This window comes from Bradyrhizobium sp. SZCCHNRI20481 (assembly GCF_032485055.1).
Taxonomy (GTDB): Bacteria; Pseudomonadota; Alphaproteobacteria; order Rhizobiales; family Xanthobacteraceae; genus Bradyrhizobium.
Window position 1 is genome coordinate 1 of sequence record NZ_JAUEUE010000030.1, and the last position, 18,563, is coordinate 18,563.

Here is an 18,563-nt window from a genome sequence, read left to right on the forward strand (position 1 = left end):
TGGTGGCCAACAAGCCGGTGCACCAGGGAGACTGCGTATAAGCGTGAAGACCATCGCGCAGGGAAGGCCGGGCGTTTTCCGGCTGCACCTGTGGTACCTGCCGCCTGCATTTTTTTCTCGCAGGCGGGCCGCAGGCGTCAGCCGACGCCTGGCCTTCCCTGCGCCCTCTGCATTTGAGGGTGAACGTGATCAGCAAGCCCCGGGCGTGATTTCGCCGCGGGAACGCCGGATCATGTCATTTGCCTTTGCGCGCAGGCGGGTCTTACGATGCTGCGCGTGACCGAGCCCCTCGGCGGCTTGTTCTTTTGCATCGCACAACATGATGTCGGGCGCCGCTTGTTGACTCCCGCGAAGATCGTTATAAAACATAACTATTCTGAACAGGACACAATCAAGCGATGGGAAACGCCGACACCGCCACGCCAGCGGGCGATCCGTCTCTGCTGCAGATCGAGCAGCAGGGCGCCGTCCTGACGATCGGGCTCAACCGCCCGGCCAAGCGCAATGCGCTGAATGACGGCATCATCCTCGCCATCGGCGATTGCTTCACCAGCCTGCCCGAGGACGTCCGCTGCGTCGTGATCCACGGCATCGGCGACAATTTCTCCTCCGGCCTCGATCTCTCCGAGCTGCGCGAGCGTGACGCGACCGAGGGCCTGGTGCATTCGCAGATGTGGCATCGTGTGTTCGACCGCATCCAGTACTGCCGCGTGCCGGTGATCGCAGCACTGAAGGGCGCCGTCATCGGCGGCGGCCTCGAGCTCGCCTGCGCCGCGCATATCCGTGTCGCCGAGCCGTCGGCCTACTTCGCGCTGCCCGAAGGCCAGCGCGGCATCTTCGTCGGCGGCGGCGGCTCGGTGCGGCTGCCGCGCCTGATCGGCGTCGCCCGCATGATGGACATGATGCTGACCGGCCGGGTCTATTCGGCCACCGAAGGCTCGTCCTACGGCTTCGCGCAATATCTCGTCGAGGCCGGTGCCTCGATGACCAAGGCGATGGAGCTGGCGGCGAAGATCGCGAACAACGCGCCGCTGACGAATTTCGCGGTGCTGCAGGCGCTGCCGATGATCGCCGAGGCCAATCCGCAGACCGGCCTGCTGATGGAATCGCTGATGGCCACCGTCGCGCAGAGCGACAAGGAGGCCAAAAATCGCATCCGCGCCTTCCTCGATCACAAGACCGCAAAAGTGAAGCCGACGTGACATGACCGCACAAACAATAACAAGCACACAGGGAGGAACGGACAACACGGCGCGCACCGCCAGTGTTCATCCGTTGCGCGCGATCTCGTTCAACGACCCGGCCGTCACGGTCGACCGCCGCGACGACGGCACCATCTATCTCCAGCCGAAGCAGCCGCTCGGCGACTATCCGCAGCGGATCACCGACCGGCTGCATCACTTCGCCAAAGCCACGCCTGAGCGCGTGTTCATGGCCGAGCGCGTCGGGCCCGAGGGCTGGCGCGAGCTGACCTATGCCACGCTGCTGGCGGCGAGCCGGCACATCGCGTCGGGGCTGCTCGCGCGCGGGCTGTCGCCGGACCGGCCGGTCATGATCCTGTCGGGCAATTCGATCGACCATGCGCTGGTCGCGTTCGGCGCGCTCTATGCCGGCGTCCCGTTCTGCCCGGTGTCGCCAGCCTATTCGCTGGTGTCACGCGACTATGGCAAGCTCGCTTATCTGATGAAACTGCTGACGCCCGGCCTCGTCTTCGTCGACGACGCCGACAAGTTCGCTGACGCGCTCGTCGCCAACGTGCCCGAGGGCACCGAGATCGTGGCGTCGTTCGGCTCGGTGCCGGGCCGCAAGATCACGATGCTCGCCGATCTGATCGCATCGCCGCTGTTCGGAGGCCTCGATGCCGCCCACGACAAGATCGGCCCCGACACGATAGCGAAGTTCCTGCTGACCTCGGGCTCGACCGGCAACCCGAAGGCCGTAATCAACACCCAGCGCATGATCTGCGCCAACCAGGTGATGATCCGCGAGACGCTCGCGTTCCTGAAGGACGAGCCGCCCGTCATCATCGACTGGCTGCCCTGGAATCACACCTTCGGCGGCAACCACAACATCGGGCTGACGCTGTTCAATGGCGGCTCGATGTATCTCGACCAGGGCAAGCCGGTGCCGGGCGGGATCGAGGAGACCGTGCGAAACCTGCGCGAGATCTCGCCCACGGTCTATTTCAACGTCCCCAAGGGCTACGAGTCGCTGCTGCCCTATTTCCGCGAGGACGCGGCGTTGCGGAAGTCCTTCTTCCAGCGGCTGCATGCGATGTTCTTCTCCGGCGCCGCGCTGGCGCCGCATGTCTGGAACGAGCTCGATGAGCTCTCGGTGGCCGAGACCGGCACTCGCGTGCCGATGCTGACGGGCCTCGGCTCGACCGAGACCGCACCGTTCTTCATGTCGGTCAATCCGCGCACCAGCCGCTCCGGCCACGTCGGCCTGCCGGTGTCGGGCAACGAGGCCAAGCTCGTGCCCAACAACGGCAAGATGGAGGTGCGGGCCAAGGGGCCGAACGTGACGCCGGGCTATTGGCGCCTGCCTGAGGTCTCGGCCGCGGCCTTCGATGACGAAGGCTACTACAAGATGGGCGACGCGCTGAAGCCCGTCGATCCCGACGACTTCAATGCCGGCTTCGACTTCGACGGCCGTGTCGCCGAGGACTTCAAGCTGGCGTCCGGCACCTGGGTCTCGGTCGGCCCGTTGCGGGCGCGCTTCGTCGCGGCCTGCGCGCCGCTGGCGCGCGACGTGATCATTGCCGGCATCAACCGCGACGAGATCGCTGCCATCGTCGTGCTCGATCCCGACGGCTGCCGGCTGATCAACGCGACCTTGCCGTTCGACGATCTCGCCGCCACGGCGGCCGATCCGCTGATCATCGAGGCCTTCCGTGAGCGCTTCGCAAAATTCCTGCAGACCGCGACCGGCTCGTCGACGCGCATCACGCGCGCCGTCCTGCTCGGCGTGCCGCTGTCGATCGACAAGGGCGAGGTCACCGACAAGGGATCGATCAACCAGCGCGCCGTGCTGGAGCACCGCAAGGACCTGATCGAACGCATCTACGCCGCGACGCCGGACGACGACATCATCATCGCCGGCTGATCGACGCATCCAAGGGAGAAACGACATGTTGTTGAAGGATCAGGCCGCCATCGTCACCGGCGGCGCTTCCGGCCTCGGGGCCGCGACCGCCCGCAAGCTCGCGTCGCAAGGCGCCAAGGTCGCCGTGTTCGATCTCAATGCCAAGCTGGCCGAGGAGGTCGCCGCCGAGATCAAGGGCGTGGCCGTGGTCTGCGACGTGTCCGATGCCGCCGGCGCGGAAGCCGGCGTCGCCAAGGCGGTCGAGGCGCTCGGCCAGCAGCCGCGCGTGCTGGTGAACTGCGCCGGCATCGGCGTCGCCAAGCGCGTCGTCGGCCGCGACGGTCCGATGCCGCTGGCCGATTTCGAGAAGGTCATCAAGGTCAACCTGATCGGCTCGTTCAACATGCTGCGTCTGGTCACCAACGGCATGACCAAGCTGGAGCCGCAGGCGACCGGCGAGCGTGGTGTCGTCATCAACACCGCCTCGGTCGCGGCCTATGACGGCCAGATCGGGCAGTCCGCCTATTCGGCCTCGAAGGGCGGCATCGTCGGCATGACCCTGCCGATCGCGCGCGAGCTCGCACAGTTCGGCATCCGCGTGCTGACCATTGCGCCCGGCCTGTTCCTGACGCCGCTGCTCGCCAACCTGCCGCAGGAGGCCCAGGACTCGCTCGCCGCCGCGATCCCGTTCCCTCGCCGCCTCGGTCACGCCGATGAGTTCGCAGCACTTGCGCTGCACATGGTCGAGAACGCCTATCTGAACGGCGAGGTCGTCCGCCTCGACGGCTCGCTGCGCATGGCGCCGAAGTGATTTTCCGTCATTGCGAGCAGCGTAGCGACGACGTGTCCGCCGAAGCCCATCGGGCGAAGGCGGAAGCAATCCAGAGTCCCGACCCGGCCCTGGATTGCTTCGCTTCGCTCGCAATGACGGAGAGAGCCGTAGGGTGGGCAAAGCGCAGCGTGCCCACCGGCCCGGAAAATGGTGGGCACGGCGCGTCGCGCCTTTGCCCACCCTACCGATCGTTGTTGTTGGCGTAGCGAGGCTTAATCGATGTTCGTTCACCGCCGCGACGTGCAGATCCAGTGGGGCGACTGCGATCCCGCCAACATCGTCTACTACCCGCGCTATTTCGCGATGTTCGACGATGCGACCTCTGTCATGTTCGAGGCGGCCGGGTTTTCCAAGCAGGACATCGTCCGCCGCTACGGCCTGGTCGGGATCCCCATGGTCGACACCCGCGCCAAGTTCTACATCCCCTCGACCTATGGCGACTGGATCACGATCGAGAGCCGGATCGAGAGCATCAAGCGCTCCTCGTTCGACGTCACCCACAAGGTGTTCAAGGGCGAGGCGCTGGCGCTTGAGGGGTTCGAGACCCGGGTGCTGGTCGGGCGCGATCCGGTTGACCCGGACAAGCTGAAATCGGCGCCTTTTCCAGAGGAGATGCGGGCCAAGTTTCTCGAGGGCTGACGCGCGGCATTGGGTGCGACATGCGGCCGTCTTAAGGATGAATCGTCGTCGTGCTTTGGTCGACTGGTGAGAGGTGATCTTCTCGTGTTCAATGCTATGATCACGTTTGGACACGCATCGGCCGGCCGAGATGGAAGACGCCCTGTCGGGGCGGGACTGCAAACAGGATCGGCGGATCACGAGCTGAACCGAAAAGATTGAGGGAGGATTTTATGAGGAAGGCCTATCTGGCGGCGGCTGGCGTCATTGCGATGCTGGCATCAGCGCCGGCGCTGGCGCAGACCAGCGAGATCACCATCGGCATCACCACGACCACGACGGGGCCGGGCGCGGCGCTCGGCATCCCCGAGCGCAATGCGCTCGAGTTCGTGCCGAAGGAGATCGGCGGCGTGCCGCTCAAGGTGATCGTGCTCGACGACGGCGGCGATCCGACCACGGCGACGACGAATGCGCGGCGCTTCGTGACGGAGTCGAAAGCCGACATCATCATGGGATCGGCGCTGACGCCGCCGACCATCGCGGTCTCCAACGTCGCCAATGAAGCCGGCATTCCGCATTTCGGCCTGGCGCCGTTCCCGGTCACGCCAGAGCGCACCAAATGGTCGGTGGTGATGCCGCAGCCGGTGCCGATCATGGGCAAGGTGCTGTACGAGCACATGAAGGCGCACAACATCAAGACCGTCGGCTACATCGGCTATTCCGACTCCTACGGCGATCTCTGGTTCAACGATCTGAAGAACCAGGCGGTGCCGATGGGCATCACGATTGCCGATGAGGAGCGGTTCGCGCGTCCCGATACTTCGGTCACCGGCCAGGTGCTGAAGCTGGTTGCCGCCAATCCGGACGCCATCCTGGTCGGCGCTTCCGGCACCGCGGCGGCGCTGCCGCAGACCGAGTTGCGCGAACGCGGCTATCAGGGCCTGATCTATCAGACCCATGGCGCCGCGAGCATGGACTTCATCCGCATCGCCGGCAAGGCGGCGGAGGGTGTGATCATGGCGTCCGGTCCGGTGATGTCGCCGGAGACGCAGGACGACAGCGCGCTCACCAAGAAGCCGGGCATGGAGCTCAACAAGGCCTATGAGGGCAAATATGGCCCGAACAGCCGCAGCCAGTTCGCCGGCCACTCGTTCGACGCGTTCGAGATCCTCAAGCGCGTGATTCCGGTGGCGCTGAAGATCGCCAAGCCCGGCACGCAGGAGTTTCGCGAGGCCATCCGCCAGGCGCTGCTGACCGAGAAGGACCTGGCGGCCTCGCAGGGCGTCTACAACTTCACCGAAAAGGATCGCTCCGGCCTCGACGACCGCGCCCGCATCATCCTGACCGTGAAGGACGGAAAATACGTCCCGGCGAAGTGAGCTTGCGGGGATCATAGCTTCGATCAGGAAGGGCCGGCTCGGTGAGCCGGCCTTTCGGCCATCAGGACCATGACTTTTAGAGTTTTTGCCGGAAAGCCCGCCATGATCCCTGCGCCCACTGGAGCCACCCGGCTGCACATCATCATCGGCGATCCCATCGCTCAGGTGCGCGCGCCGGCCGGCGTCAGCCAGGCCTTTGCCGATCGCGGCAGCGATGCGATCCTGGTCGCGGTGCAAGTCGCGCCGGCCGATCTCGCCGACTTTCTGGCGACGATGACCCGCGTGAAGAATCTCGACGGCATCGTCGCGACCATTCCGCACAAATTCGCATGCTATCGCGCCTGTGCAACCGCGACCGAGCGCGCGCGTTTCATCGGCGCCGTCAATCTGATGCGCCGCAGCCCGGACGGCGGCTGGCATGGCGACATGGTCGACGGTCTCGGCTTTGTCGGTGCTGCGAAAGCTGGGGGATTTGATCCCAATGGTGCGCGTGCCCTGCAAATCGGCGCGGGTGGTGCCGGCTCGGCGATTGCGCTCGCACTGATCGATTCCGGCGTGCGCGAGCTTGCCATTCACGACAGCGATGCCGGACGCCGCGATGTGCTGATCGCGCGCCTCAACGAGCGGGGCAAAGGCCGCGCCGTTGTCGGCTCGATGAACGCAACAGGCTTCGACATGGTTGCCAACGCCACGCCGGCAGGCATGCAGCCCGGCGATCCTCTGCCGGTCGATATGACGACCGTCAGCCCGTCGGCCTATTGCGGCTGTGTCATCACCCGGCCCGAGGTCTCGCCCTTCATCGCCGCTGCGCGCCAGCGCGGCTGCCTGACGGCGACCGGCACCGACATGTACCGGGCGCTGGAGCGCGTGATGGTCGATTTCCTGCTGTCGAAGGAGGCGCCCTCCTGAAGCAGCGCCTCACCCCATCGACATCAGGCTCAGCTCGCGGCCGTCTCGGCAAAGCCGAGATAGCTCGCCGCCACCCGCTCGTCGGTGGCGATCTCGCTGGCCTTGCCGTTGAGCACGAACTCGCCGAGCTCCATCACATAGGCGCGGTCGGCGACCTGCAGCGCGGCCTTGGCGTTCTGCTCGACCAGCAGCACCGAGACGCCTTCCTGGCGCAGCTTGGCGACGATCTCGAAGATGCCGGCGACGATGATCGGCGCCAGGCCAAGGCTCGGCTCGTCCAGCATCAGCATCTTCGGCGCGCCCATCAGCGCGCGGCCCATCGCCAGCATCTGCTGCTCGCCGCCGGAGAGCGTGCCGGCGAGCTGCTTGCGCCGTTCCTTCAGCTTCGGAAACAGCGTGTAGACGTGCTCGAAGCCGCGTGCGGCGTGCGCCTTCGACATTCTGAAAGCGCCGAGCTGCAGATTATCCTCGACGTTCATGGTGGCGAACAGCTCGCGATGCTCCGGCACCAGACAGAGACCGCGCGCGACGCGGTCCTCGATCTCCAGCCGGGCCATGTCCTCGCCGAGGAACGCGACGCGGCCCTTCAGCGGAAACACGCCCATGATGGCGCTGAGCAAGGTGGTCTTGCCGGCGCCGTTGGCGCCGATGATGGTGACGATCTCGTTCTCGGCCACGGTGAGCGAGACCGAGCGGACCGCCTCGACCTTGCCATAGGAGACATGGGCGTCGGTGACTTCCAGCAAGGTGCTCATGCGGTGGCTCCGAGATACGCCTTGATGACCTCGGGATTGGTCTTGATCGCGGCTGGTGTGCCCTCCGCGATCTTGGTGCCGAAATCGAGCACCACGATGCGGTCGGCGAGGTCCATGACAAATCCCATGTCGTGTTCGACCAGCAGCACCGACATGCCGCCGGCGCGGAGGTCGCGCAGCAGCGCGCCGAGGCGCTGCTTCTCCATATGGCGCAGGCCGGCGGCCGGCTCGTCGAGCAGCAGCAGCATCGGATCGACGCACAGCGCGCGGGCGATCTCGACGATGCGCTGCTGGCCCAGCGACAACGAGCCAGCAAGCTGGTGCATCTGGTCACCGAGCCCGACGCGCTCGATCTGGCGCGCGGCCTCGGCGAGCAGCTTGGCTTCGTCGCCGCGGTCGAGCCGGAACATGCTGGAGAGCGCGCCGGAGTGGCCGCGCAGATGCGCGCCGATCGCGACGTTCTCCAGCACCGTCATGTCCGGCACCAGCTTGACGTGCTGGAAGGTGCGGGAAATGCCGAGCTTGACGACGTCCTGCGGCGGGGCGTTGCCGACGGCCTTGCCGAGCACCGCGATGTTGCCGGAGGTCGGCGGCAGCACGCCGGTGATCAGGTTGAAGGTCGTGCTCTTGCCGGCGCCGTTGGGACCGATCAGCGCCACGATTTCGCGGGCCTGGACGTCGAACGAGACGTTGTTGACCGCGACCACGCCGCCGAACTGCTTGCGCGCGTTGTCGACCTGCAACAGTACGTTTGGAGTCGTCGCAGATCGCTCCCGCGCCGGCAGTTTGACCGACGTGTCCGGCTGCTTGGCAACAGGCTTGAACGGCAGCCGCGCCGTCAGCCACGGCCACAGGCCGGTCGGCGCAAGCTGGAGAAGCGTGACGAGGAGGATGCCGAACACGATGGTCTCGAGCTGGCCCTCGCCATGCAGCAGCAGCGGGAGATAGCTTTGCAGCACCTCCTTCAGCACCACGACGATCGCTGCGCCCAGCACGCCGCCCCAGACATAGCCGGCGCCGCCGACGACGGCCACGAACAGATATTCGATGCCGGCCTGGGCGCCGAACGGCGTCGGGTTCACCGCGCGGGTGAAGTGCGCATAGAGCCAGCCCGAGAGGCCGGCCAGGACGGCCGCGTAGATGAACACCAGGAGCTTGGCGCGAGGCGCGTAGACGCCGAACGCTTCCGCTGCGATGTGACCCCGGCGCAGCGCGCGGATGGCGCGGCCGGTGCGGGAGTCCAGCAGGTTCATCGTCAGCAGCGCGGAGATCAGCACGGCAGCCCAGATCGCGAAATAGATCGTGCCGGGATCGAGCATCTTGAGGCTGCCGATCGACAGCGGCGGGATGCCGGAAATGCCGTCATTGCGGCCGAGGAAGGCGAGCTTGCTGAACAGGTAGTACAGGCCAAGGCCCCAGGCGAGCGTGCCGAGCGGCAGATAGTGGCCGGACAGCCTGACCGTGACGAGGCCGAGCAGCACTGCGGCGAGGCCGGAGACCAGCAGCGACAGCGGCAAGGTCAGCCAGGGCGAGATGCCATACTGCGCCGACAGCACGGCGGTCGTGTAGGCGCCGAAGCCGACGAAGGCCGCCTGGCCGAACGAGGTCAGACCGCCAACGCCGGTCAGCAGCACCAGCCCCATCGCGACCAGCGCCGACAGGCCGATATTGTCGAGCAGCACGATCCAGAACGGCGGCATGCCCGGGATGAACGGAATCGCCGCGACGAGGACGGCAAAGACGATGAGAGGCCAACGCTCGCGCACGGCTCAATCCTTCTCTTCTTCGACCGCGGGCGCGGCGAGCGAACGCAGCAGCAGAACCGGGATCAGCAGCGTGAAGACGATCACTTCCTTGAAGTTCGAGGCATAGAACGAGGAGAATGCCTCGACGATGCCGACCACCAGCGCGGCGACCGCGGTCAAGGGATAGCTGATCAGGCCGCCGATGATCGCGGCGATGAAGCCTTTGAGGCCGATCAGGAAGCCGGTGTCGTAATAGAGCGTCGTGATCGGGACGATCAGGATGCCCGAGAGCGCGCCGATGGTGGAGGCCAGGAGGAACGCGATCTGGCCGGAGAGCGTGGTGCGGATGCCGACGAGGCGGGCGCCGAGCCGGTTGACGGCGGTGGCGCGCAGCGCCTTGCCGTAAAGGGTCAGGCCGAAGAACAGCCAGAGGCCGACGATGAAGGCGACGGTGATGCCATAGACCGCCATGCCCTGGCCGGTGAAGCGCAGCGAGCCGAGCGTGGCGCTGGCCGTGAGCAGCGTCGGGCCGCGCTGGCCCTCGGCGCCGAAGAACAGCAGGCCAAGGCCCTGCAGCGCCAGATGCACGCCGACCGAGGCGATCAGCAGCACCAGCACCGAGGTGTGGGCGAGCGGCTGGAACACGATCCGATACAACGACAGGCCGATGCTGGCGACGATCAGCAGCGACAGTACGAGGCTGACGCCGGCCGGCATGCGCTGATCGGCGGCCCACATCGTGGCGAGCATGACGACCACCGGGAAGGCGACGTTGAGGCCGAAGGTGCGAAGGATCTTCGGCATGTGCAGCGTCTTGCGCATCGCATAGAGGTCGAAGGCAAAGGCCACCAGGCCGATCACGACGGCAAGCTTCGCGGTCCCCGGCGTGCGGCCGGCCGCGAGCGAGGCATAGGTGAGGGCGCCGTAGGTGACGAATTCGCCCTGCGGGATCAGGATCACCCGGGTGACGGCAAACACCAGCACGAGCGCCAGCCCGAGCAGCGCGTAGATCGCGCCATTGGTAATGCCGTCCTGCAACAGGAACAGCAAGATCGTTGTGTTCAAGACAGGACGCTCCCCCTCTGTGGTGACCGGGCGCGGCCGGCGCCCTGCGCCATCCACCGGTCTTGGGCAGTTGAATTCGGCTGCCCGTGTTTGATATAGTGGATAACAATTATCGATTATAATCTCAAGGCCGCTGTTCCGGCTGCGGCATTCGGGACCGGGGATGGAAGCCACTGTGATGAATTCGGCGGATCGTGATGGCCGATAGCGCCAAGCCCGTCGGCAAGAGGGAAGGCCGGAAGGAAGCTGCCGTAGCCGTCGAGGAGACGCAAGCGGTCCAGCTCGGCGAGCTGTCGGATCTGCTTGGCTATGTGCTGAAACGGGCGCAGTTGAAGGTGTTCGAGGACTTCCTGCGCTGCGTCGCGCCGCTGCAACTGACGCCGGCCCAGTTCTCGGTGCTGCTGCTGCTCGACGCCAATCCGGGCCGGAACCAGACCGAGATCGCCAACACCCTGGGCATCCTGCGGCCCAACTTCGTGTCCTTGCTGGACAGCCTGGAGAGCCGCGACCTGTGTGCGCGGGTGCGTTCGGCCAACGACCGGCGCTCGCACATCCTGATGCTGACCGAGAAGGGCCGCGCCGTGCTGGCCCGCGCCAAGAAGCTGGTGGTGTCGAAGCACGAGGCGCGGCTCAACGAGCTGCTCGGACCGGATGGGCGCGAGGCGCTGCTGGCGATGCTGACCAAGATCGCGGAGGAGTTCTGAAGGACGCAGTCGCGCCCCTCAATCGACCAGGATGACCCTGACGTCGTTGACGTTGGTGAGCGTCGGTCCCGTTTGCAGCAGGCCACCGGTCGCGGCGAAAAATGTGGTGGCGTCGTTGTTGGCGAGATAGGCCTGCGGATCGAGCCCCTGCGCCCGCATCGCGGCGATGACCTCGGCATCAACGAGCGCACCGGCCGGATCGGAGGCGCTGCCGCCGCCGCCATCGGCGCCGTCGGTGTCGCCGGCGAGCGCCGCGACGCCCTCCATGTCCTTGAGCAGGTCGGCGAGCGCGAGCGCATATTCCTGGTTCGGGCCGCCGCGGCCCTGGCCGCGCACCGTCACGGTGAGCTCGCCACCGGAGATGATCGCCATGCGGCGGCCGAGCGCGCGGGCCTCCCGCGCCAGCTTGGCGTGATCGGTCGCGACCTCGCGCGCCTCACCTTCGAGGTCGGCGCCGAGATCGAGCACGTCGTAGCCCGCGGCCTTGACGCTGGCCACGGCCGCCGCGAGCGAGCTGGCGGGGCGCGCGATCAGCTCGAACGAGGCGCGGGCAAAGGCGGCATCGCCGGGCTTGCAGCTCTCGTTGGCGTCATCATCGAGCGCCCGGGCGATCGCCGGGTCGACCTCGAGCTTGTACTTCGCAACGATCGCGCGGGCATCGGCCAGCGTGGTCGGATCCGGCACCGTCGGCCCCGATGCGATGGCCGAGGGATCGTCATGCGGCACGTCAGAGATCGCCAGCGTCACGATCTCGGCCTTCTGCCCGGCCCGCGCCAGGCGTCCGCCCTTGATGCGCGACAGATGCTTGCGGACCGTGTTCATTTCGCCGATCGGGGCGCCCGAGCGCAGCAGTGCGCGGGTCAGCTGCTGCTTTTGCGCGAAGCTCACGCCATGGGCCGGCGCAATCCAGTTGGCGGAGCCGCCGCCGGAGATCAGCACCAGCATCAGGTCGTCGGCTTCGGCCGTCGCCGCCAGCTGCAACGTGTCGTCTGCCGCTTTCAGCCCGGCCTCGTCCGGCATCGGGTGGCCGGCTTCGATCACCTTGACCCGCCGGGTCGGCACGCCATGACCGTGACGGGTGGTCGCAATTCCGGTCAGCCTCGCCGGATCGAACCCGAGCGTGTCCAGGTAATGCCGCTCGGCGGCCACCGCCATGGCCGCGGCGCCCTTGCCTGCGGCGAGGCAGATGATCCGCCCCCGGGGTGCCGCCGGCAGATGCGCCGGAAGCACCACGTCGGGATGGGCCGCGGCGACCGCGGCATCGAAAACGGCGCGCAACAGCGGACGGCGGCTGGTCATGCGGCGCCGCCCGTCTGACGTGCAGAGCCTATTTGAGCTCGCCGCTCATCACCTCGCCGAACAGCTGCCACCGCTCGCCCTTGAACTGCATCAGCTGCAGCTGCTCGATCGGCTGGAAATCGTCGGGACCCGTGGTCAGCGTGATGCCGGGCAGCAGCCCGCCTTGCGCAAACTGCTTCAGGCTTGCCGCCTGTTTCATGACATTTGCGCGAGTCAATTCGTCGCCGCATCGCTTCAGCACCTCGACCATCGTGGTGGCGATGTTGTAGCCGGTCAGCGCCGACGAATCCACGGGGTTGATTTCCGGCAGATATTTGGCGAGCAGCTCTCTGAACGCGCCGAGGCCCGGGTCGTTGGCCCATTGCGGATCGGACGCGTCCTTGGCATAGGCCGCCGAGATCACCCCTTGCGAGTTCTCGACGCCGGCCGGCCGCATCACGGCCGCGGTGGAGGCACTGACGTTCGAGATGATGGTCAGCGGCTTCCAGTTCATCTCGCCGAGCTTCTTGATCGCCTGCGCTCCGGACTTCGGCGTGGTGAACAGCACGACGATGTCGGGGTTGGCCGACTTCATCTTGACGATGTGCGATTCAACCGTGGGTTCGGCGATTTCGTAGCTCTCTTCCAGCACCAGGCGCGACGCATCACCGAGCCCGTCCTTGAGGCCCTTCAGGTAGTCCTTGCCCATGTCGTCGTTCTGGTAGAGCACGGCGATCTTGCCGGCGGGCTGCTGCGCGGTGAGATACTTCGCGTAGATGCGCGCCTCGGACTGGTAGCTCGGCAGCCAGCCCATGGTCCATGGAAATGTCTTGGGCTCATTCCACTTGGTGGCGCCGGTCGCGACGAACAGCTGCGGCACCTTCTTGGAGTTGAGATATTTCTGGATCGCCGTATTGGGCGCGGTTCCGAGCACGCCGAACAGGAACAGCACCTCGTCGCTCTCGACGAGCTTGCGCGCCTGCTCGACCGTCTTCGGCGGCGAATAGGCGTCGTCGTAGGAGATGAAGTTGATCTTGCGGCCGTTGATGCCGCCGTCGTCATTGACCTTCTTGAACACGGCCGTCATCGCCTTGCCGACCGAGCCATAGGCCGACGCCGGGCCGCTATAGGGCACGATATTGCCGATCTTGATCTCGGTGTCGCTCGCGCCGGTGTCGTATTTCTTGTCGGCATGGGCGCTGCCGGCAACTGCGCCGGCCAGGGCGAGACCGAGCATGCTGGAGACGGTGCGGCGGGTGAGGGCAGTGGTCACGTGGGGACTCCTTCTCGGCCTTGGAGCTTGGCCTTGTTGTTGGATCCGCCCGCAAGGCGGGCGACTCGTTTCACTCCGGACGAGTCCCCATAGCGCAGCCGCGCGCTCGGCGTAACCGCCGCCGCTGCATGACCGCCTCTCTTTCAACTCCTAGCTTAAGAAATTCTTGGCAAAGACAGCAAAGATGCTTGGAGAGAGCGCCGCCTGCGGCGGGAGGCCGCAGGAGGCGGTTTCAACTGCGTTCCGTCGTTAGCCGCCGACGTCGGCGGAGATCACGTCGCCGAACAGCTCCCACTTCTCGCCCTTGAAGCGCATCAGCTGCAACTGGCTGACGGGTGCGAAGTCGGTCGCCGAGGTGTTGATCGTGATGCCAGGCAGCAGCATCTCGGTGCGGAAGTTGCGCAGGGATGCGGCCTGCTTCATGACGTTCTCGCGGGTGAGGTTGTCGCCGCACTGCTTCAGCACTTGGACCAGCGTCTGCGCGACGCTGTAGCCGACGACCGTTCCGCCGTCGAGCTTGTCGCCATCGGGAAAATCCTTGGACATGAAGTCGAGGAATTGCTTCATCCCGGCATCGTCCTTCCATTGCGGATCGGAGACGTCCTTCAGATAGGCCGCCGAGATGATGTCCTGCGAATTCTCATAGCCAGCCGGCTTCAGGACGCTGCCGACGGAGGCGGAGACGTTGTTGAGGATATGCAGCGTCTTCCAGTCGATTTCCTTGACCTTCTTGATTGCCTGCGCCGCAAATTTCGGCGTGGTGATGTTCACGAATACGTCGGCGCCCGTGGACTTGAGTTTGACAATGTGATTGTCGATCGAGGGTTCGGCGGTCTCGTAGCTCTCCTCCATCACGATCATTGAGGCGGCCTTGGCGCCAAGCCCGTCCTTCAGCCCTTTCAGATAGTCCTTGCCGTAATCATCGTTCTGATACAGCACAGCGATCTTGGCGTCCGGCTTTTCCTTCAGCAGATATTTTGCGTAGATTCGGGATTCGCTCTGGTAGTTGGGCTGCCAGCCCATGGTCCAGGGGAAATCCTTCGGGTCGTTCCACTTGGTGGCGCCGGTGGCGACGAACAGCTGCGGGACCTTCTTCGAGTTCATGTATTTGTGGATTGCCGAGTTCGGCGGCGTGCCCAGCGAATTGAAGATGAACAGCACCTCATCGCTCTCGACCAGCTTGCGTGCCTGTTCGACCGTCTTCGGCGGCGAATAGGCGTCGTCATAAGAGATGAAGTTGATCTTGCGACCGTTGATGCCTCCCTCGGCGTTGATCTTCTTGAAGTAGGCCGCTTCCGTCTTGCCGATGATGCCGTAGGCCGAGGCCGGCCCGCTATAGGGCATGATGTTGCCGATCCTGATCTCGGTGTCGGAGGCGCCGGTGTCGTACTTCTTGTCGGCGGCGATTGCGGAGCTCGAGGCGAGGACGATGGCGGCGGCCGAGGCGAGGGCGGCCCTTCGCGTGATCATCATGGTGCGTTTCTCCCGTGTTGGTTTGGTTGACGTGTCGCGGCCGCCTTGATGGAGGCTCTTGTTACGCCCGGAACTATAGCAGAGCTGCACCGGGGTGGTTGCGACATCACGGCACGGTCCGTGTTTTCGCGGTGCCTGGGCGGTCCATGTCGTGTGCAACTGCGAGAGATCGGCGCAATCTCCGCGGGTGAGTGCTCTGCAAGAACAGCCTGAGATAATTGGCTCGATGCCGATCCAGATATGAAAAAGCCCTCCGCGCCGATAGCGCGGAGGGCCAGTGGAGATCGGCACCGCTTTCTGCGGCGATGCGCGATTACTCGATGGCGCCGCTGATCGCCTCGCCGAACAGCTCCCACTTCTCGCCTTTGAACCGCATCATCTGCAATTGCTCGATCGGCGCGAAGTCGGTGGCCGAGGTGTTGATCTTGACGCCCGGCAGCAGCGTGTCGGGCGCGAAGTCCTTCAGGCTCGCGGCCTGCTTCATCACATTGGCGCGGGTGAGGTCGTCACCGCACATCTGCAGCACCTTCACCAGCGTCTGCGCGGCGCCGTAGCCATAGACCGTCGAGCTGTCGAGCTTGTTGGCGTCGGGATAATGCTGCGCGAGGAAGTCGAAGAACTTCTTCATGCCGGGATCATCGTTCCACTGCGGATCCGCAGCATCCTTGGCATAGGCGGCCGAAAGAATCCCTTGCGAGTTCTCGAAGCCGGCCGGCTTGATCACGCTGCCGACGGAGGCCGACACGTTGACGACGAGATGAGTCGGATGCCAGTCGATCTCGGCGAGCTTCTTGATCGCCTGTGCAGCGAATTTGGGCGTCGTGACGCTAAAGAACACGTCGGCGCCCGAGGCCTTGAGCTTGACGATGTGGCCGTCGATCGAGGGCTCTGAGGTCTCGTAGCTCTCTTCCATGACGATCATGGACGCGGCCTTGTCGCCCAGGCCGTCCTTGAGGCCCTTGAGATAGTCCTTGCCGAAATCGTCGTTCTGGAACAGCACCCCGATCTTGGCGCCGGGCTTGTCCTTGAGCAGGTACTTCGCATAGATGCGGCCCTCGCTCTGGTAGCTCGGCTGCCAGCCCATGGTCCAGGGGAAGTTCTTCGGGTCGTTCCACTTGGTGGCGCCGGTGGCGACGAACAGTTGCGGGATCTTCTTGCCGTTGAGATATTTCTGGATCGCCGAGTTCGACGGCGTGCCGAGCGGGTTGAAGACGAACAGGACCTCATCGCTCTCGACCAGCTTGCGCACCTGCTCGACCGCCTTGGGCGGCGAGTACGCGTCGTCATAGCTGACGAAGTTGATCTTGCGGCCGTTGATGCCGCCCTCGGCGTTGATCTTCTTGAAATACGCCTCCTCGGTCTTTCCGATCACGCCGTAGGCGGACGCCGGCCCGCTATAAGGCATGATGTTGCCGATCTTGATCTCGGTGTCGGAGGCGCCGGTGTCGTATTTCTTCTGGGCGAATGCTCCGCCCGAGGTGAGGGCGATGACCGCCGTCGCGAGCGCGGCGATTCGTAGTTGTTGAATGAGCTGCAAGAGTTCCTCCTTAGTTCTTTCTGAGTTTGCCGAGCAGCTGCTGCGCCACCATCGCCACCTGCCGCGAGCCGTGCGGCACGAGGAAGATGACGAGGAACAGCAGCACGCCGAACACCGCGCCGGACAGGCCCTTCGAAATGCTTTCGGCGATATTGGGGACGAAGATGATGAAGGCGGCGCCGACGAACGAGCCGGGCAGCCAGCCGACGCCGCCGACGACCATGCCGAGGAACAGCGAAATCGCGAGCGTAATGGTGTAGCTGTCGGGCGCCACGAACTGCACGGCGATGGCGCCGAGACCGCCGGCGACGCCGGTGATGCCGGCGCTGACGCCGAACGCCAGCGTCTTGTAGGTCGCGACGTCGATGCCCATGGCGGAGGCCGCGATCTCGTTGTCGCGGATCGCCATGAAGGCGCGGCCGGAGCGCGAGCGCAGCAGGTTGACCGAGAACACGTAGATCGCGATCGTGATCGCCAGGGTGAAGTAGTACAGCCACATGTCCTGGGACATCGGCAAGCCGAACGGCGCATCCGGCTTGGTCACCACCAGGCCCTGCACGCCGCCGGTCCATTGCTCGAAGAAGCCGAGCTTGAGGATCTGCGGCATCGCCGTGGCGAGCGCGAAGGTGGCGAGCGCGAGATAGACACCTGACAGCCGCAGCGCCGGCTGGCCGAACAGGAAGCCGAAGCCGAAGCAGATGACGCCGGCGACCGGCAGGGTCAGCGCGTAGTTGACGTTGTACTGCTCCATCAGGATCGCCGAAGTATAGGCGCCGACGGCGTAGAACGCGCTGTTGCCGAGCGAGAACTGGCCGGAGCCGCCGGTCAGGATGTTCAGCGCCAGCACGGCGAGCCCGTAGATCAGCAGCATCGTCATCTGGAAGATGATGAAGTTCTTGACGAACAGCGGCACCACCAGGAGCAGCAGCACGATCACGAAGGTCGTACCGGAGCTCAAGGTCATGGCCCGCTTCGGAACGGCCTCGACCGCGGGCGCCTGGGATGTGATGTCCTCGATTGCGCTCATGATCAGACTCGCTTCACGATGCTGCGGCCGAACAGACCGGCGGGCTTGATGACCAGGACGGAGATGATGAGGGCCAGCGCGATCGGCAGCTTCATCTCGTTGCCGACATGCGGGATGTAGGTTCCGGCGAGATTCTCGAAGATGCCGACCAGGAAGCCGCCGAGCACCGCGCCGAACGGGCTGGTGAGGCCGCCGAGCACGGCCGCGGCGAACCCGTAGATCAGGACGCCGCCCATCATGTTGGGCTCGAGGAAGACCACCGGCGCGATCAGCATGCCGGCGATCGAGCCGATCGCCGCCGCCATGCCCCAGCCGAGCGCGATCATCCAGGACGTGTTGATGCCGACCAGTCGCGCCGACTCGGGCACCGCCGCCGCCGCGCGCATCGCAAGCCCGACCCTGGTGTACTGGAAGAAGAAGTACAGGCCGATCAGCAGCAGCAAGGTGATGCCGATCATGCCGGCCTGATGCGTCGAGATCAGCTGGCTGCCCAGGAACGGCGACGATCCGAACGGTGTCGGATACTGCTTGATGGTGAAGTCCCAGGTCAGTCCGGCAAAGGAGTTGATGATCGAGTACAGCGCGATGAAGCCCGCGACCTGGGTCAGGATCGGCGCCTTGGTGAGCGGCTTGAACAGGACGCGCTCGATGGCGATGCCGCCGGCAAAGGAGAAGGCCAGCGTCACCACGAAGGCAACCCAGTAGGGCAGGCCCCATTGCATCAGCTGCCAGGAGATGAAGGTCGAAAACATCGCCATCTCGCCTTGCGCGAAGTTGAGATGGTCGATCGCCTGGTAGATCATCACGACCGCGAGCGCCATGCAGGCGTAGATCGCACCCGTCGCAATGCCGGCCAGGACCTGGTTGGTGAACAGCTCCATTGT

Annotated in this window: 16 protein-coding genes; 7 read left to right on the forward strand and 9 right to left on the reverse strand. The window is 65.2% G+C overall.

The window, feature by feature from the left end; translation table 11 throughout:
* Positions 1 to 398 precede the first annotated feature (398 nt).
* From QX132_RS32610 to QX132_RS32635, 6 genes are all read left to right on the forward strand, one after another.
* Entirely contained in the window at positions 399 to 1,202 is an 804-nt protein-coding gene (locus QX132_RS32610; RefSeq protein ID WP_315772634.1) for a crotonase/enoyl-CoA hydratase family protein, read from the forward strand.
* 1 nt (position 1,203) lies between these two features.
* On the forward strand, positions 1,204 to 3,105 hold the full coding sequence (locus QX132_RS32615) for a feruloyl-CoA synthase (protein ID WP_316163834.1): 1,902 nt from the start codon (positions 1,204 to 1,206) through the stop codon (positions 3,103 to 3,105).
* Between the two features lie 25 nt (positions 3,106 to 3,130).
* Positions 3,131 to 3,895 (forward strand): SDR family NAD(P)-dependent oxidoreductase, encoded by a 765-nt coding sequence (locus tag QX132_RS32620; protein ID WP_316163835.1) that lies wholly within the window; start codon positions 3,131 to 3,133, stop codon positions 3,893 to 3,895.
* Positions 3,896 to 4,135: 240 nt separating this feature from the next.
* Positions 4,136 to 4,555: a thioesterase family protein gene (locus tag QX132_RS32625; protein ID WP_315753531.1), complete on the forward strand. Its 420-nt coding sequence runs from the start codon at positions 4,136 to 4,138 to the stop codon at positions 4,553 to 4,555.
* A 212-nt stretch (positions 4,556 to 4,767) separates the two neighbouring features.
* Positions 4,768 to 5,913, forward strand: coding sequence for an ABC transporter substrate-binding protein (locus tag QX132_RS32630; RefSeq protein WP_316163836.1), 1,146 nt, complete (start codon positions 4,768 to 4,770; stop codon positions 5,911 to 5,913).
* A 102-nt stretch (positions 5,914 to 6,015) separates the two neighbouring features.
* On the forward strand, positions 6,016 to 6,822 hold the full coding sequence (locus QX132_RS32635; RefSeq protein WP_315734722.1) for a shikimate dehydrogenase: 807 nt from the start codon (positions 6,016 to 6,018) through the stop codon (positions 6,820 to 6,822).
* 29 nt (positions 6,823 to 6,851) lie between these two features.
* Here QX132_RS32635 and QX132_RS32640 read toward each other — a convergent pair whose 3' ends face one another.
* Genes QX132_RS32640 through QX132_RS32650 form a run of 3 tightly spaced genes read right to left on the reverse strand, consistent with a single transcriptional unit; the run spans position 6,852 to position 10,387 of the window.
* A complete protein-coding gene (locus QX132_RS32640; protein ID WP_315753527.1) occupies positions 6,852 to 7,577 on the reverse strand; it encodes an ABC transporter ATP-binding protein in 726 nt (241 codons plus the stop codon).
* Positions 7,574 to 9,343 carry a branched-chain amino acid ABC transporter ATP-binding protein/permease gene (locus tag QX132_RS32645; RefSeq protein WP_315797096.1) on the reverse strand — a complete coding sequence of 590 codons (1,770 nt, stop codon included), beginning with the start codon at positions 9,341 to 9,343 and terminating at the stop codon, positions 7,574 to 7,576. Before QX132_RS32645 ends, QX132_RS32640 begins: the two co-directional genes overlap by 4 nt.
* Before the next feature lie 3 nt (positions 9,344 to 9,346).
* A complete protein-coding gene (locus QX132_RS32650; RefSeq protein ID WP_315734716.1) occupies positions 9,347 to 10,387 on the reverse strand; it encodes a branched-chain amino acid ABC transporter permease in 1,041 nt (346 codons plus the stop codon).
* 197 nt (positions 10,388 to 10,584) lie between these two features.
* On the opposite strand from QX132_RS32650, the gene QX132_RS32655 reads away from it, so the two are divergent.
* Positions 10,585 to 11,091 (forward strand): MarR family winged helix-turn-helix transcriptional regulator, encoded by a 507-nt coding sequence (locus QX132_RS32655; RefSeq protein ID WP_315734713.1) that lies wholly within the window; start codon positions 10,585 to 10,587, stop codon positions 11,089 to 11,091.
* Between the two features lie 18 nt (positions 11,092 to 11,109).
* On the opposite strand, the gene QX132_RS32660 is transcribed toward QX132_RS32655, so the two are convergent.
* From QX132_RS32660 to QX132_RS32685, 6 genes are all read right to left on the reverse strand, one after another.
* The gene (locus QX132_RS32660; protein ID WP_316163837.1) at positions 11,110 to 12,390 is read right to left on the reverse strand and encodes a glycerate kinase; all 1,281 of its coding nucleotides are present in this window, start codon (positions 12,388 to 12,390) and stop codon (positions 11,110 to 11,112) included.
* A gap of 28 nt (positions 12,391 to 12,418) precedes the next feature.
* Positions 12,419 to 13,642 carry an ABC transporter substrate-binding protein gene (locus QX132_RS32665; RefSeq protein ID WP_316163838.1) on the reverse strand — a complete coding sequence of 408 codons (1,224 nt, stop codon included), beginning with the start codon at positions 13,640 to 13,642 and terminating at the stop codon, positions 12,419 to 12,421.
* 249 nt (positions 13,643 to 13,891) lie between these two features.
* Entirely contained in the window at positions 13,892 to 15,115 is a 1,224-nt protein-coding gene (locus QX132_RS32670) for an ABC transporter substrate-binding protein (protein WP_315813429.1), read from the reverse strand.
* A 313-nt stretch (positions 15,116 to 15,428) separates the two neighbouring features.
* A complete protein-coding gene (locus QX132_RS32675; protein ID WP_315734705.1) occupies positions 15,429 to 16,652 on the reverse strand; it encodes an ABC transporter substrate-binding protein in 1,224 nt (407 codons plus the stop codon).
* 10 nt (positions 16,653 to 16,662) lie between these two features.
* Entirely contained in the window at positions 16,663 to 17,679 is a 1,017-nt protein-coding gene (locus QX132_RS32680) for a branched-chain amino acid ABC transporter permease (RefSeq protein WP_315753507.1), read from the reverse strand.
* 2 nt (positions 17,680 to 17,681) lie between these two features.
* Positions 17,682 to 18,560, reverse strand: a complete 879-nt coding sequence (locus tag QX132_RS32685) for a branched-chain amino acid ABC transporter permease (RefSeq protein WP_315753504.1) — start codon at positions 18,558 to 18,560, stop codon at positions 17,682 to 17,684.
* Positions 18,561 to 18,563 lie beyond the last annotated feature (3 nt).

What these genes read in the sequence shown, in the direction of transcription:
- QX132_RS32660 (WP_316163837.1), bottom strand. Translation starts at nt 12,390, where the DNA reads ATGACCAGCCGCCGTCCGCTGTTGCGCGCCGTTTTCGATGCCGCGGTC.
- QX132_RS32680 (WP_315753507.1), bottom strand. Translation starts at nt 17,679, where the DNA reads ATGAGCGCAATCGAGGACATCACATCCCAGGCGCCCGCGGTCGAGGCC.
- QX132_RS32640 (WP_315753527.1), bottom strand. Translation starts at nt 7,577, where the DNA reads ATGAGCACCTTGCTGGAAGTCACCGACGCCCATGTCTCCTATGGCAAG.
- QX132_RS32615 (WP_316163834.1), top strand. Translation starts at nt 1,204, where the DNA reads ATGACCGCACAAACAATAACAAGCACACAGGGAGGAACGGACAACACG.
- QX132_RS32635 (WP_315734722.1), top strand. Translation starts at nt 6,016, where the DNA reads ATGATCCCTGCGCCCACTGGAGCCACCCGGCTGCACATCATCATCGGC.
- QX132_RS32655 (WP_315734713.1), top strand. Translation starts at nt 10,585, where the DNA reads ATGGCCGATAGCGCCAAGCCCGTCGGCAAGAGGGAAGGCCGGAAGGAA.
- QX132_RS32670 (WP_315813429.1), bottom strand. Translation starts at nt 15,115, where the DNA reads ATGATGATCACGCGAAGGGCCGCCCTCGCCTCGGCCGCCGCCATCGTC.
- QX132_RS32625 (WP_315753531.1), top strand. Translation starts at nt 4,136, where the DNA reads ATGTTCGTTCACCGCCGCGACGTGCAGATCCAGTGGGGCGACTGCGAT.
- QX132_RS32610 (WP_315772634.1), top strand. Translation starts at nt 399, where the DNA reads ATGGGAAACGCCGACACCGCCACGCCAGCGGGCGATCCGTCTCTGCTG.
- QX132_RS32685 (WP_315753504.1), bottom strand. Translation starts at nt 18,560, where the DNA reads ATGGAGCTGTTCACCAACCAGGTCCTGGCCGGCATTGCGACGGGTGCG.
- QX132_RS32620 (WP_316163835.1), top strand. Translation starts at nt 3,131, where the DNA reads ATGTTGTTGAAGGATCAGGCCGCCATCGTCACCGGCGGCGCTTCCGGC.
- QX132_RS32630 (WP_316163836.1), top strand. Translation starts at nt 4,768, where the DNA reads ATGAGGAAGGCCTATCTGGCGGCGGCTGGCGTCATTGCGATGCTGGCA.